Below are 14,965 nucleotides of genomic sequence, written 5' to 3'. Positions count from 1 at the left end.
TGATGCGGCGCCTCTTCATTCATATATCTTATTCGACTGTTACGGATTTTGCGAGGTTACGCGGCTTATCCACGTCCGCTCCTCTTGTAATCGCCGTATAGTACGCGAGCAACTGCAACGGAACGACCGCAAGAACGGGCGTCAGCAGCTCATCCGTCTCCGGAACCTTGATGACATGGTCAACGTATTTTTCAAGCTCTGTATCATTTTCCGCGGCTATGCCGATAACAACGGCGTCGCGGGCCTTAACTTCTTTAATGTTACTGAGCGTTTTCTCATAGACGTGTTTCTGCGTTGCCAGGGCGATGACGGGCACGCCTTCCACGATGAGGGCGAGTGTACCGTGTTTCAGTTCACCGGCAGCGTATGCTTCCGCATGGATGTAGGAAATTTCTTTGAGTTTTAACGAACCTTCCATAGCGACGTTATAGTCGAGAGAACGGCCGATGAAGAAAGCGTCTTCATTAAAGCCGTACTGTCTGGCAAAGGTCTTGAGAGGGTCAACATCCTCAAAGGTACGGCCCACATCATCAGGCAAACGGCGCAACGCATCAATAAGTTGCGTAATCCGCTCGGCAGGCTGCGTGCCCATAATTTCCGCCATGTAAAGCGCAAGCATGAAGAAGGCGACGAGCTGGGTCGTGTACGCCTTTGTCGAGGCTACGGCAATTTCCGGTCCCGCCCATGTATAGATGACCTGATCGGCCTCGCGGGCGATAGAAGAACCGACAACATTGGTGATGGCCAGGGTTCTGGAGCCGCGGCGCCCGGCTTCTTTCAGCGCCGCTAATGTATCGCTCGTCTCACCGGACTGACTGACAACGATAGTCAATGTTTTTTCGTCGATAATCGGATCTTTATAGCGAAATTCCGAAGCAACGTCGATTTCCACAGGCATCCGGACAAGTTTTTCTATGTAGGACTTGCCGACAAGGCCGGCATGATATGCCGTACCGCAGGCAACTACGGCAATTTTATTGACGGAATCAAGAAAATCTTTATCCCATTTTAATTCTTCCATGACGATGGTTTTGCCGTCTTTGGCAATACGCTGTGACATGGTGTCGCGGATAGCTTTCGGCTGTTCATGGATTTCTTTTAGCATGAAATGTTCATATCCGCCTTTTTCGGCAGCTTCGGCGTTCCAGTTTACTTCAAAAACCTTCTTGTCCACCCGTTCGCCCTGAAGATTGCGGACCTCTACGCCGTCGGCACGAACGACCGCAACTTCACCGTCATTTAAAATATATGTTTTCCTCGTTTTACTGATAATTGCCGGAATATCGGAGGCAATAAAGTTTTCCCCCTTGCCGAGACCGATAACCAGGGGGTTATCTTTCTTCGCACAAATAAGACGATCCGGCTGTTCTTTAGACAGAAACACAAGTGAATATGAACCTTCTATTCTGTTCAGCACCGTATGAACAGCCGCTTCAAAATTTCCTTCATACACCTCCGCCAGCAGGTTCGCTACCACTTCCGTATCCGTTTCCGATTTGAATGTATGTCCCTTTTTAATGAGCTCTTCTTTTAAGGGCAGGTAATTTTCAATAATGCCGTTGTGAACGACGGCAAACCTGCCTTCCCCGTCCGTGTGAGGATGAGCGTTGTTATCCGCCGGACGTCCGTGTGTGGCCCAGCGGGTGTGTCCGATACCGATATGCCCCTGCGGAACATGACCGGCAATTTTTTCTTCCAAAGCAGCCAGGCGGCCGACACATTTCTCAACGATCAAATTCGTACCGTCAAAGGTGGCAATGCCGGAAGAATCATACCCTCTGTATTCCAACTTGGAAAGGCCGTCCAATAAGAACGGAGCTGCCTGTTCCTTACCCACATACCCTACAATACCGCACATACTGTCATACCCTCCTTATGAAAGGAAACTGTCGCGGTCTTGTCGAAAAGCCTTATGTACCGCTTTGTCCTCACCGTCACCGATGAGTTTTGACGGCCTTTATCGACCGGCTGAGCCGAGAGGCATCCGCTGAAATTTCGACAACCTCTTCCTCGTCCTCTCCGAACGGAGAGCCAGCGCTAAGACAATGTCTTTTCCGTAATTGAATCCGACAACAACCTGCGAACATTAAAAAATAAAAAGAAAACAGCAAGGCACTGTCCTTACTATTTCTCATATCATAGTTGATAATGCTTTGCCAGTCAAGATGAGAGAAAAAATCATGTGCCCCGATTTCCCGCGACTGTTTTACACAGATAAAAGGGCAGACTTAAAGCCTGCCCTTTATCCGCCATGACCGGCAAGGAAAATATGCTTAATACCACCGCGTCATAGGCAGTTCATTATTTATTCCCTTGGTCATCAGGATCTGATGGAGATCGATATTGCCGATGTAAAAGGAAGCGGCGCAGCCGCAGAGATATAATTCCCACATGCGCACAAACTCGGACCCGCGTTTTGCTTTTATCTGATCGCGAACTTTCTGAAAGTTGTCATACCAGCACAGGAGTGTCTTATAATAATGGCGGCGCAGGCTTTCCACATCGATGATCTGGAACTCCGTATCATATGCCAAGCTTACAATTTCACGTAAAGACGGCAAGATGCCGCCCGGGAAAATATATTTGCGCATCCACGGGTTCCCCACCTGTTCATCGTGTCCGCTGATGTAATGAAGCAGGAAGAGGCCTCCTTCCTTCAGAAGATGGCCGACCATGGACATATATAATCCATAGTTGGAACGGCCCACATGTTCGATCATGCCGACACTTACAATACGATCATACGTACGGTTCAGCTTATCCAGATCGCGATAGTCGATCAAATCGATCTCCATCAGATCCTGCAATCCCAATTCCTTAATCCGTTCCTGTCCCTTCCGCCATTGTTCCTTGCTCAAGGTGCAGCCGTATCCGCTGACACCGTATTCCCTGGCCGCTTCAATGAGCAAATACCCCCAACCGCAGCCGATATCAAGCAAAGACATGCCTTCTTTCAGGCAAAGTTTTTTCAGGATATACCGGACCTTGTTGCGCTGTGCGGTCTCCAGCGTATCCGCATCGCTTTTAAAATATGCGCATGAATAACTCATGGAAGGGTCGAGCCATACCGAATAAAATTCATTGCCCAAGTCATAATGAGAAGCTACCTGTATCTTCTGTTTATCCTTCGCCTCGGACTGAAAGAGGATATTCCGTAAAATAGTCCTATCCAGAGAAAAGCTCTGCTTCTGTTCGAGAAGGCAGCATAAAGCCGTGAACAGATCCCCTTCAATATCGACATCCTTGCTCATGTACGCTTCTCCTAAGGCAAGGGAGGTGGAAGAGAGAAGTTTTGTCTTGGGAATATCCTTATAAACGATTAATTTAAATACCGGTTCTCCTTCTCCAATAGTATACGTTTTACCGTGCAGCTGTACGGCAAAACAATATTTGTCAAAACGATGTAAATAGTGAATAAAAAAACTGTCCGATAAATTCATGCCAAACCCTCCTCCCGCATAAAATGCCCTGTATGATAATTCCCGAAATCATTCTCACCGAAACGGCCGTCATCCCGCCAAAACAGGCGGCATTGCCACAGCGACAGCCGCTTATCCGAAAAATTTATAATACGCTTAGTCCATCCTTATTTTATCGAAAATATCCTATATTGTGAAGAAAAATCTGTCCCTCATGCGAATATGTAATATGGGGAACACATCACTGTCGACAGCTATACGTCAAAAAGAAAACAGGAGCATGCGATCCGGGACGTATGCTCCTGTTGCAGGACGATGTTTCGAGGCCGGCGGGCAGATGTAAAGCTCGTTCAGGCATACCATATGAGTTCATACATATCCTGTGCCGAAATATCTCTCATGTATGTATCAATCCGCATGGCTTCCAATGCTTCCGACAAGCTGTTTTTATTCAGCCGTATACCGGTAAATTTTTCTTCCAATTCCGTTATGTCTTCATTACCGAAAAAATCCCCGTATAACTTCGCTTTTTCTATGTATCCTTTATTTACCTGCATATATATGGTTACTAAGCCGGCAGGAAATTTTTTTTCTTTCCTCACATTGTATACAGGGGACTTACCGTAGTTCCATTCCCAGGCAGCAAACCGGCTGTCTCTAATATCTTTAATTCGTTCCCGGTCTCCGTCATGCAGCTCAACAGGCCGCATGTCACCGTTTTCCCGCAACACTTCACAAAGCAACAGCTGTTTAAAGGTTTCTACAGAAACGGGGTTACCTAACCGTTCGTTGACATATGTCACCCTGCTCCGCACTGATTTAATGCCCCGCGACTCATACTTTTTCTCTTTTACCCTTAACGCTTCAGAAAGGTAATCAACATTAGCATTAACCATGATGCATCCGTGATGCAATAAGCGATCGGCTTTAGCGCACTGCGCATTTCCGGAAAATTTCATTCCGTCAATAAGCAGATCATTCCGGCCGGAAAATTCGGCTTTAATACCCAGTGTATTCATGACCCGTAACACAGGTTCCACAAAAAAATGAAAATCGAAATCACGATTTTTCCGCCGTTTCACAATAAAGGAAAAGTTCACATTTCCAAGATCATGAAATACTGCACCTCCACCGGTAAGACGCCGGACGACCTTGATGTCATGTTGATCCACGAATTCTTTATTTATTTCTTCAACTGTATTTTGATGCTTACCGATTAAAATAGAATTATCAACTTGCCATAACAGAAAATAATCCTCCTCAGAGGGCATATATTCAAACATATAATTTTCTAAAGCTAAATTTAAATACGGGTCCGTTGATTTTACTTCCAAATATTTCATACTAAGCTCCTGTAAAGTATGGTTTCAGAATAGTTGCATATATGATGAAGCCTGTCCTTTCCGATAATTTTCCACTACTATTCCGGCTTTATAGGAACTCCTCACCAGAGGTCCGCTGACGACATGGGCGATCCCGAATTGAACCGCCAGTTCTTTATAGTGTTCAAAGGTGTCCGGTGTCACATACTCCGCAACGGGCACGTGCTTATCGGAAGGTCTCAAATATTGACCAATCGTGATAATATCAACACCGGCACCGGATAGATCATTGAAGGTCCGTTTCATATCATCACTCGTTTCACCGAATCCAACCATCATGCCGCTTTTCACTAATGGTCTGGTCACATAATCGGACGCGTACTGCAACACGCGAAGTGATTCGTGATAGCTGCCCACAGGACGCACTGCAGAGAAAAATCGTTCCACTGTTTCAATATTGTGATTAAAAACTTCAGGCTGACTGTTAAGAACCGTATCCAAGCTTTTTTTACTTCCTTTAAAGTCAGGCACCAGGACTTCTATTGACGTCTTTTCTGCATACAGCCTTACCATCTTTATACATTCCGCAAACTGTGCCGCTCCGCCGTCAGGCAAATCATCGCGCGTAACTGAAGTAATTACTACGTGCTTTAAACCCAATCGCACAACTGCCGCAGCTAACTTTTCAGGTTCTTCCTTATCCAAAAATTCGGGTCTGCCTTTAGGAACCGCACAATATTTACAAGCTCTGGTGCAGATCCCGCCTAAAATTAAAAAGGTGGCCGTCCTATGACCGAAACATTCACCTATATTGGGACAATTTGCATTTTCACACACTGTATGGAGTTTTAATTCTTTCATCATATTTCGCACATCAGAATATATTTTATTATCACAAACCCTCTGTTTTAACCATTCAGGCTTTTTACATGTGTTCGCAGCCATATCTTCTCACCTCTTATATACAGATATATAGAAGGTGTCCGTTACGACACCTTCTATAATCCGTTTTTTCCGTCATTATTTCTTTTTAGGCGGCCAATGAACGGCATTACCGAACACATCCGCCGCCGCCTCACCCAATGACTCGCCGATAGTAGGATGAGCCCAGACAGTTGTAATTAACTCATCAACCGTCGCTTCTAAACGAATTGCCAATCCGCATGCAGCAATCAGCTCCGTCACTCGGGGACCGTACATATGGACGCCCAACACTTCTCCATATTTCGTATCGGCAATAATTTTGATCATGCCGACGCCGCCGTTTTCAATAAGGCTTTTACCGTTCCCGGAAAGTGCGAATTTCCCCACTGTATAGTCAATACCCTTATTAACAACATCTTCTTCTTTCAATCCCACACTTGCCGCTTCGGGTTCCAGATAGATGCATGAAGGGACGGTTGCCGCCTCATACACGCCCTTACCGGTCATAATATATTCTACTGCCGCAACCCCCTGCGCAGAAGCAGCATGAGCCAGCATGAGCTTCCCGTTGCAATCACCGACAGCAAAAATAGACGGCACACTGGTTCGGAAGGTATCGTCCGTAACGACTTTGCCGCCTTCCAATTTTACACCGACTTCTTCCAACCCCATATGATAAGTGTTGGGACGACGGCCGACAGCAACAATAACCGTATCACCCCGAACGCAGTATTCTTGTCCCTGTCGTTCCGTATGGATGAGCAAGGATCCGCACTTCTTCTCAATTGATATGACTTTGGCGTTAACAGCCACGTCAATACCGCGTTTTTCCAAATCCGCCTGAACAAGTGAAACGATTTCTTTATCGACGGGAGGTAAAATATGAGGCAGAGCCTCGATAATAGTGCATTTTGTTCCTACAGACGCAAACATGGATGCGAATTCAACGCCGATAACACCGCCGCCGATGATAACCAGAGACTTGGGGATGTCTTCCAAGTCAAGTGCCTGCGTACTGTCAATAACTCCCGGTAAATCAGCTCCGGGGAAATTTAAATGAACGGCTTCCGAACCGGTCGCAAGAATAATATAGTCAGCAGAAATCCGCTCTCCGTTAACGGCTACTGTATGCGGATCAACTACTACCCCGCGACCTTTGTACTTCTTTACGCCGTTAGCCTTCAATAATCTGTCCACACCGTCTACAAGACGATTAACAACAGAATTTTTATATTTCTGAGTTTCTTTCCAATCAATAGATATATCGGAAATATGAACACCCACTTTTTTTGCCTCTGTTAAAACCGAACGGTAGAGAGAGCTGGCATGAATTAGAGCCTTTGTGGGAATACAACCTATATTGAGACATGTGCCGCCGACATTTTCGGATTCTATAATAACCGTATCAGCGCCCAGCTGTGCCGCTTTTATAGCCGTTACATAGCCGCCGGGACCGGCACCTATAACAATGATTTTCTTTTTACTGCCGTTTTCCGAGACCGGCACGAACAGAATATCCGTATCCTTTTCCGTCGGGGCCTTCGCTCCGGCAGTACCTGCACCATCAACGACTTCTCCACGCAGGCCGATATACCCGAGTATTCCTAACAGAGGCAAAACTTCCCCTTCCTGTGCAACTATTTTCAATAATATGCCGTCGACAGGAGATTCAATTCTGTTGTTAATTTTATCGGTTTCGACTTCAACGACGCAGTCCCCTTTTCTGACGACATCTCCTTCTTGCTTTAACCATTGAGATACAATGCCTTCCGTCATTGTCAATCCCAGTTGGGGCATTGTAAGTTCACTTGCCACCCAGATCCCCTCCTTTACCTTTATGCGACTTCCATTATTTCTCTACAATAATAACAGCGGATTTTCTAAATATTCCCTCAGCCGTGCTGTAACTAAGCCAGCAGTAGCTCCGTCAATGACTCGATGGTCATAGCCGAGGACGGCATTCATCATCGGCGCAACAATAACCTCTCCATTACGAACAACAGGCTTTTCTACAGTACGGCATACTCCTAAAATTGTAGCTTCAGGCGGGTTTACAATCGGTGTAAAATGATCGCAGCCGTACATACCTAAATTACTGACCGTACATGTGCCGCCCTGCAACTCATCGGGAGAAAGCCGTCCACTGCGTGCTCTTTCAGCAAGTTCTCCGACTTTTTTATGAATATCCATCAAGCCCAGCCGGTCGGCATTTCTGATGACGGGTACAATAAGCCCTTCATTGACGGCAACAGCGACTCCTATATTAATTTCTTCATGGTGAATAATGCAATCATCTACCAAGCTGTCATTGGCACTCGTATATTCTTTTAAAACCTTACCGTAGGCCTTGACGATGAGGTCCGTAAAGGTAAATTTCTTATCCATTGCCTTAAAGGTCGCTCTAAGCTTAACGGCTTCCGTCATATCAATTTCAACTGTGTGATGTACATGAGGCGTATTTCTCCACCCTTCACTGAGCCGTTGCGCAATAACCTTTCGCATACCTTTAAGTTTCGTGCCTTTTCTGTCCGTGTCTCTTACCGTGTTCGTCCCGGCAGATACAGCCGGAACGGGCTCATTGGTAACGAATGCAGTCGTCGGAACACCCTCGACAGCAGCAAACACGTCCGCTTTCATAATACGTCCGTCAGTCCGGAGCATTTCTGTATTCACACCTAATGACGAAGCAATTTTAGCCGCTGTCGGTGAAATTCTGATTTTATTTTCTTCCTCATAGGCAAAAATATCACTGCCTATAATCCGACCGTTAGGGCCGCTGCCGGATACAAATGCAAGATTAATACCGTTGCGGCGGGCAAGAAATCTTGCGTAAGGAGTTGCCAAAACCCATCCGTCAACACTTGTATTTTGAACAGGGATAGCTCCACTTACTTCCGAAACAGCCGCCGCCTGATCATTCACCGCCAGCGCTTCCGATACGCTTTGTGGAACAGTCGCATTACCGCTGTCTTGAACAACCTCCTCTCCGACTGCACCGATAATACCGAGAACACCTTTAACGGGAAGTATGTCTCCTTCTTGTGCGACAATTTTTAAAAGGATTCCGTCTTCGGGAGCTTCAACGATATTATTAATTTTATCCGTTTCCACCTCAACGACTTCTTCGCCTTTTTTTACAACGTCGCCTTCTCTTTTCAGCCATTGAGAAACGGTGCCTTCGGTCATCGTCAAACCGAGTTGGGGCATAATAAGTTCACTAGCCATTACGTATTCCCTCCTTCGTCCGCATCATTACGTGTGTACTATTCCTTTACTTCAGCCGCGTCGGCCGCAAGAGTTCCGACAGTTGATTTCTTAGGTAAGCTCAACATGATCAACCCGGATATGACCAACATTCCCCCCAGAGCGAAGTATCCTGCATCGGTTGACCCGGTCGTCTGTTTGATCACGCCCAACATATAAGGTCCCAAGTATCCGCCCAGATTGGCAATAGAGTTAATCAAAGCGGTCGCTCCGGCAGCGGCAGCTCCACTGAGGAAAGTAGTAGGGACGGACCACCATGTTCCCATGGCCGAATATACTCCTGGCAGTAATGGAAATGAACAGAAGGCTTAGGAATCCGGTATGAATAAAGGGTGCGCAAATCAGGCCGAATGCTCCCAAAAACATACATCCGGCAATATGCCAGCGGATTTCTCCCGTTTTAGAAGAATGATGGCCGACAATAATCTGTGCTATCAGAGCCGCTCCCATTGGAAAAACGATAGCTACGCCGACCAATGAGGGGGACCAGCCGGAAACCCCTTTAAGAACCTGAGGCATCCAAAAATTAAATCCCCAGAAACCGGTGATCCAGGTAAAGTAAATCAAACATAGACGCCAGACCTTTTTATCTGTAAGCGCCTGCCAAATTGTATATTTTTTAGTTTTATGTTTTTCTTCTTCTTCCGCCGCAATAGTTTCATTTAAGTATTGTTTTTCCAACGGTGTAAGCCATGTTACTTTGTCCGGGCGATCTTTGACCCAAAACAGAAACACAAAGGTGAATACAAGTGCCGGAACGGCTTCCAATAAGAACAGGCACTGCCAGCCGTACAATCCGAATAAACAAAATTCAAGCAGCACGCCGGCAATAGGCGCACCGATAATGGCCGCAATTAAAAGAGAAGTCAGCATAAGAGAGATTGCTGCCGCCCTCTCTCTTCCCAGAAACCAGCGAGGAAATAATACGGCATAGATAACAGGGTATAAACTCGCCTCGCAGGCACCCAATAAAAAGCGGAACAAATAAAAGTGCAGCGGCGACTGCATAAAAGCCAGAAGGCCGCAGACAACGCCCCACGTAAACATTATTCGCGCTATCCATTTGCAGGCGTCAAACTTGGCTGCAATCAAAGACCCGGGGATTTCAAAAAAGAAGTAGCCCAGAAAAAACATTCCCGCACCAGCTCCGAATATTTCGGGCGTCAGCCAATCAAGCTGCTGTGACATAGTCATACCGGCATAGGCAATATTGACTCTGTCAATAAATGCAATAACCGAAACCAGGAAAACGGGGAAAATAATATGGATTTTCCTTCTGCGATCCAAGCTGGCAAAATTTATACTTTTATATTTCGGATCCATAAAAATACATCCTTTCTGTCAGTAATACACTTTGAGCTAACCTACGTCAGTCGCCGAGCAAGTCCTTTACCGCCTTGATAATATCTCCAGGCTCAATCTTAACTAACCGTTCCAAAGTCGGTGCATACGGTATCGGCACAAAGGGAGCTCCCAAACGAATAATAGGGGCATCCAAATAATCAATCATATCCTCGGCAGTGCGGGCTGCAACTTCCGCGCCGACACCACCTTGTTTAACGGCTTCATGGACGATCATAAGCTTCTTTGTCTTCCTCAGTGATTCATATATCGTATCCATATCAAGCGGAGAAATGGTCCGCAGATCAACGCATTCAACATGAATACCGTCTTTATCAAGTGCTTCAGCTGCTTCTAATACGTTATGCATATAATAGGAGTAAGAAACGACGGTTAAATCCGTTCCATCCTTCGCAACCTTGGCTTTGCCTATAGGTGTCACGTATTCTCCTTCCGGCACATCACCTTTCATGGAAAAGAGCCGTTTATGCTCAAAATATAAGACCGGATCGTCACTTCGAATGGCAGACTTCAGCAGCCCTTTTGCATCGGCGGGATTGGAAGGAATAACCACCTTTATCCCGGGAATGTGCATGAACCATGCCTCCACGCATTGAGAATGCTGTGCCGCCCCGCCACGAGTCATACCGTCCGGGGCACGCAATACCAAGGGAACCTTTGCCTGCCCTCCGAACATATAGCGGGCTTTGGCCATCTGATTAAAAATTTCATCCATAGGTACCCCAATAAAATCGGCAAAATGCATATCTACTACCGGTCTCATACCGGCTAAGGCCGCACCGACACCGCCGCCTATAATAGCGGTTTCAGAAATCGGTGTATCCCGAACGCGTTCAGATCCGAATTCGGCCGCCAGATCCTTAAACTGTCCAAAAATACCGCCCTGTCTGGCAATATCTTCTCCCATCAAAAATACAGTTTCATCTCTTTGCATCTCTTCACGCATGGCTTCCTGTGTTGCTACAGAGAAAGTAATTTGTCTCATACCGGCATTCCTCCCTGAATCAATTAATTTTCTTTCAATCACAATAGTAATTTTCCATTAATTCGGATTCAGCGGGGAAAGGCGCCACCATCGCTTCTTCTACGGCCGCAGCGACTAAATTTTTCGCTGCGTCATCCAGCTGATCCAATTCTTCATTTGTGAGCCACTTCTTACTGACAACAGTTTTCCGGAAATTCTGCAACGGATCGTCCTTGCTGAAATGTTCCGTTACTTCTTCTTTTGTGCGGTATTTTTCCGGGTCCCCGACAAAGTGTCCCTTTATTCTATATGTTTTTAATTCCAGCAAATACGGCCCCTTACCGCTACGAACATACGCAACGGCTTCTTTCGCCGCTTCATATACGTCAAAAAAGTCATTCCCGTTTACTGTCTTGCCGGGCATATTATAAGCCGCTGCACGCACTGCAATATCTTCAACGGAAGTAGTCGTCCGATACGGGGTGGTGGAAGCCCATTGGTTCATTTCGCAAACATACAGGATGGGTAATTTCCAGACGGAGGCCATGTTACAAGATTCATGGAAGGTACCTCGATTAGAGGCCCCATCGCCGAAAAATGCCACGGCAATTTGCTTTGTTCCCCGTAATTGGGCAGCCAATGCCGCTCCCATGGCCAGGTTATAACCGGCGCCGACAACACCGTTGGCGCCAAGCATACCGATTGAAAAATCGGCAATATGCATAGAACCGCCTTTACCATGACAATACCCGGTTTCTTTACCGTATAATTCAGCCATCATTTTCTTAACATCTGCCCCTTTAGCCATGCAGTGTCCGTGTCCGCGATGAGTGCTGGCAATATAATCATCCGTGTTCAGATTTTCGCATACACCCACACCGCAAGCTTCTTCACCGATATACAAATGAGTAAATCCGGGCAATTCACCTGCCAAAAAAATTTCTTCAACCTTGGACTCATATGCGCGGATTGTTGTCATTTTACGATACGCTTCCAATAAAAAAACTTTGTCATATTTTTTCATATTGCATCTACCCCTTTGTTAAATAATAATTAAGATCACCGTTCATTGAGAAAAACTGATTGCAGAGGCTCTGACAAAACATGCAAATTACTTTTTCCCACCTCCTTTTTACGAATAGAATCGGCTAATCCGCGGATTCCGTGATTGCCCCGCTCCGTTTCCGGAATATGATAAATAAATACATGTTCCGGAGAAATATCTTCGAGCCAACGTTTGCATCCGCGGCCCATATACGCCAACGGATTGATAAATATCCCCTTCACTATAGTCCCCTCAGTTAAAGAAAACACGGCTTCCGCAGAATAGTCCGTGCCGGCATCACTCATAAAAATATAACTGTTCCCGTATATGGTAAGCACAATACTGTAATGCCGAATGTTAAATACATCTTTCCCCATATGTAATGTTCTAAAAAATATAAAACGGATGTATTCTGTAACCTTTTCCACCTGAAGTTCAGGCGCATCTTTTCCAACATATACAACTTTAGCCGAAGTATTTTCCACATGTATCATCCGGCCGTCCTCATAAGGGGCAAGCGTCCGGCTGGGGCAAGGCAAATAAATGCCTTTAACCTTATTGCAGCGTATATATTTTTCTGTGTTCAAGCTATTAAAATGATCCTGATGCCGATGTGTAAATAACAAAAATTCAACATGACGAAACAAACTGTCTTCTCCATTTACGGCTTTTAAAATTTCAGCGGATCTATCATGAAAAAACTCATTCACGCCGTAAATTCCGTCAACAAGGAATGTATGGCCCTTTTCAGATAAATGGATCCCCGCATTTCCTACTGCCGTTATTTGCATACCCAATCTTATTCGTCTCCCACACGGATCTTCATCTTGGCCTCAAAATATTTAATCATGCCGGCCTGATCTATCTGTATATACCCGTTATCATTCATCCAATCCATAATTCTCAGTGTTATATCCGTAACAGGCAGGTCAATCCCCAAAGCATGGGCATAAGATTTTGCATTGAGAATATCCTTACGATGAACGGCAACCCTTGCTCCCGGCTCATAATCACGAGTAATAATTTTCGGGACTTTATTTTCATACAAAGGACCTCCTGCAAAGCCCGCCCTAGTAGCGTTAAAAGTAGTCATCAAGTCTATCCCCGCTTTCGCGGCAAAAGCATATCCTTCGGCTATGGCTGCCAAATAGGCTCCTGCAATCGTGTTATTGACCAGTTTAGTTATACTGCCGCTGCCTAAGCTGCCTGTATATACAGGAGTTCCCATACACTCTAAAATCGGTTTAACTTGTTCAAAAACAGATTTCTCCCCACCTGTCATTATGGCCAATGTTCCTGCAGCAGCCTTGGGATTGCCGCCGCTTACCGGTGAATCCAATAAATGCATACCTGCATTTTTTACGTTTTCTTCCAAACTCATAATGATGTGAGGGGCCGCCGAAGAAAGATCCACAATAATATTCCCCGGCTTACCTGACTTAGCCGCGCGTTTTACAGAATCGGAAATCGTCTCATGTGTCGGGAGGATTTGCAGGATTATATCACAGTTCTCATAAATCTCATTCGACTCACGGGCGGCACTTCCGCCTGCAGCAACAAATCGATGCATTCTGCATTCATCAATATCATAGCCAAGTACGGGACATCCCGATTTTTTGATTACATTTACTGCCATAGGAAGCCCCATAACACCAAGTCCCAAAAACCCGATTATTGCTCGTTTCACATTGCTCACCGCCTTATCTTATTTTCTATTTTGTGATTTTATATATGATTATTAATTATGTATGACCATATCATATATAGAAGGTGATAATTGTATAACTTTATACAATCGCAAAAATTTCATTATTTTTTATTGTATTTTCATATAATATCATCATATTTTAAAAATAATTGTGATTTTAATTGCTGTCATTTTTCTTTATCATGAAAGAACTCATTTGACCTTTTAATCTATTTCATGTATATTGAATATTACAACTAATCATTATCAGTGTGCTGTAATGGACTTGGGGTAATAAAGGGGCATAATGAATACCAGTGACTTTCAGGCTGTTACAACTAAATTAGTGGAAGTGTTTAAAAAATACGGACGGGAAGAAAAATACACGGATGGGCAGATTATTTTCATTCGAAATGAAGCGGCAAAAAACCTTTACTATATTGAGAGCGGACTCATCCGTGTGTATTTACCGTACCCTGACGGTACGGAGCGAACCTTATGCTATTTCCCCGGAAATACGATAATCGGCGAGGATGTCTTTACTTGCCCGTCCCTGAGAATCGTCTGCACCAGTTCTCTTGCTACGACTCATGTATACAAGCTGTCTGCCGATAATCTGATCTCACAAGCGACGGAAAACAAAGAACTTATTCGAGGAATCCTGTCGTTCTTTATGTACAAAATCACGCTCCTTCACAGTTGGATTTTTTATGCTCAATTCCAACGTAATGAAGAAAAGTTGGCTTGCTTGCTCTATACGCTTTCCTTGTCAAATCCGTCAATACATCTTTCTCATCATCAACTTGCTTCCGTCACCGGCATGAGCCGTATTACGGCTACGCGTATATTAAATTCCTTCGCTAAAAAAGGCTTGATCTCCGTGCAATATAAAAAAACTAAAATATTGAACCAGGATAAATTACGCTATATTTTTAAAGATAAGGGGTTCTATTAACAAATAAAACAGCGGAGGCTGTA

13 protein-coding genes are annotated in these 14,965 nt (G+C 45.1%); 1 reads left to right on the top strand and 12 read right to left on the bottom strand.

Annotated elements, in window-relative coordinates; translation table 11 throughout:
* Positions 1-28: 28 nt before the first annotated feature.
* The 12 genes from glmS to HMPREF0080_RS03340 all read right to left on the bottom strand — a co-directional run bounded on the left by glmS (position 29) and on the right by HMPREF0080_RS03340 (position 13,987).
* Positions 29-1,858 (bottom strand): glutamine--fructose-6-phosphate transaminase (isomerizing), encoded by a 1,830-nt coding sequence (glmS, locus tag HMPREF0080_RS03390; RefSeq protein WP_006789813.1) that lies wholly within the window; start codon positions 1,856-1,858, stop codon positions 29-31.
* A gap of 415 nt (positions 1,859-2,273) precedes the next feature.
* The gene (locus HMPREF0080_RS03385) at positions 2,274-3,440 is read right to left on the bottom strand and encodes a class I SAM-dependent methyltransferase (RefSeq protein ID WP_006789810.1); all 1,167 of its coding nucleotides are present in this window, start codon (positions 3,438-3,440) and stop codon (positions 2,274-2,276) included.
* Between the two features lie 329 nt (positions 3,441-3,769).
* Positions 3,770-4,762 (bottom strand): lipoate--protein ligase, encoded by a 993-nt coding sequence (gene lplA / locus HMPREF0080_RS03380; protein WP_006789808.1) that lies wholly within the window; start codon positions 4,760-4,762, stop codon positions 3,770-3,772.
* 24 nt (positions 4,763-4,786) lie between these two features.
* Positions 4,787-5,686 carry a lipoyl synthase gene (gene lipA / locus HMPREF0080_RS03375; RefSeq protein ID WP_006789807.1) on the bottom strand — a complete coding sequence of 300 codons (900 nt, stop codon included), beginning with the start codon at positions 5,684-5,686 and terminating at the stop codon, positions 4,787-4,789.
* Between the two features lie 75 nt (positions 5,687-5,761).
* Positions 5,762-7,480: a dihydrolipoyl dehydrogenase gene (gene lpdA, locus HMPREF0080_RS03370; protein WP_156795289.1), complete on the bottom strand. Its 1,719-nt coding sequence runs from the start codon at positions 7,478-7,480 to the stop codon at positions 5,762-5,764.
* A 42-nt stretch (positions 7,481-7,522) separates the two neighbouring features.
* On the bottom strand, positions 7,523-8,890 hold the full coding sequence (locus HMPREF0080_RS03365; RefSeq protein WP_006789805.1) for a dihydrolipoamide acetyltransferase family protein: 1,368 nt from the start codon (positions 8,888-8,890) through the stop codon (positions 7,523-7,525).
* Positions 8,891-8,928: 38 nt separating this feature from the next.
* Entirely contained in the window at positions 8,929-9,129 is a 201-nt protein-coding gene (locus HMPREF0080_RS10645) for a hypothetical protein (protein WP_245527214.1), read from the bottom strand.
* Positions 9,122-10,252: an MFS transporter gene (locus HMPREF0080_RS03360; RefSeq protein ID WP_006789803.1), complete on the bottom strand. Its 1,131-nt coding sequence runs from the start codon at positions 10,250-10,252 to the stop codon at positions 9,122-9,124. The genes HMPREF0080_RS10645 and HMPREF0080_RS03360 overlap by 8 nt, the downstream gene beginning before the upstream one ends.
* A gap of 46 nt (positions 10,253-10,298) precedes the next feature.
* Entirely contained in the window at positions 10,299-11,276 is a 978-nt protein-coding gene (locus HMPREF0080_RS03355) for an alpha-ketoacid dehydrogenase subunit beta (RefSeq protein ID WP_040347081.1), read from the bottom strand.
* 34 nt (positions 11,277-11,310) lie between these two features.
* Entirely contained in the window at positions 11,311-12,279 is a 969-nt protein-coding gene (locus HMPREF0080_RS03350; RefSeq protein WP_006789801.1) for a thiamine pyrophosphate-dependent dehydrogenase E1 component subunit alpha, read from the bottom strand.
* Between the two features lie 35 nt (positions 12,280-12,314).
* The gene (locus HMPREF0080_RS09885; protein WP_156795288.1) at positions 12,315-12,794 is read right to left on the bottom strand and encodes a hypothetical protein; all 480 of its coding nucleotides are present in this window, start codon (positions 12,792-12,794) and stop codon (positions 12,315-12,317) included.
* Between the two features lie 305 nt (positions 12,795-13,099).
* On the bottom strand, positions 13,100-13,987 hold the full coding sequence (locus HMPREF0080_RS03340; protein ID WP_006789799.1) for an NAD(P)-dependent oxidoreductase: 888 nt from the start codon (positions 13,985-13,987) through the stop codon (positions 13,100-13,102).
* Positions 13,988-14,294: 307 nt separating this feature from the next.
* Here HMPREF0080_RS03340 and HMPREF0080_RS03335 point away from each other — a divergent pair, with 307 nt between their 5' ends.
* Positions 14,295-14,942 carry a Crp/Fnr family transcriptional regulator gene (locus tag HMPREF0080_RS03335; RefSeq protein WP_006789798.1) on the top strand — a complete coding sequence of 216 codons (648 nt, stop codon included), beginning with the start codon at positions 14,295-14,297 and terminating at the stop codon, positions 14,940-14,942.
* Positions 14,943-14,965: the final 23 nt, after the last annotated feature.

The sequence above is a fragment of the Megasphaera geminata F0357 genome (genome assembly GCF_000239275.1).
GTDB classification, from domain to species: Bacteria; Bacillota; Negativicutes; order Veillonellales; family Megasphaeraceae; genus Megasphaera; species Megasphaera geminata.
This window is presented reverse-complemented; position numbering and strand designations above follow the sequence as displayed.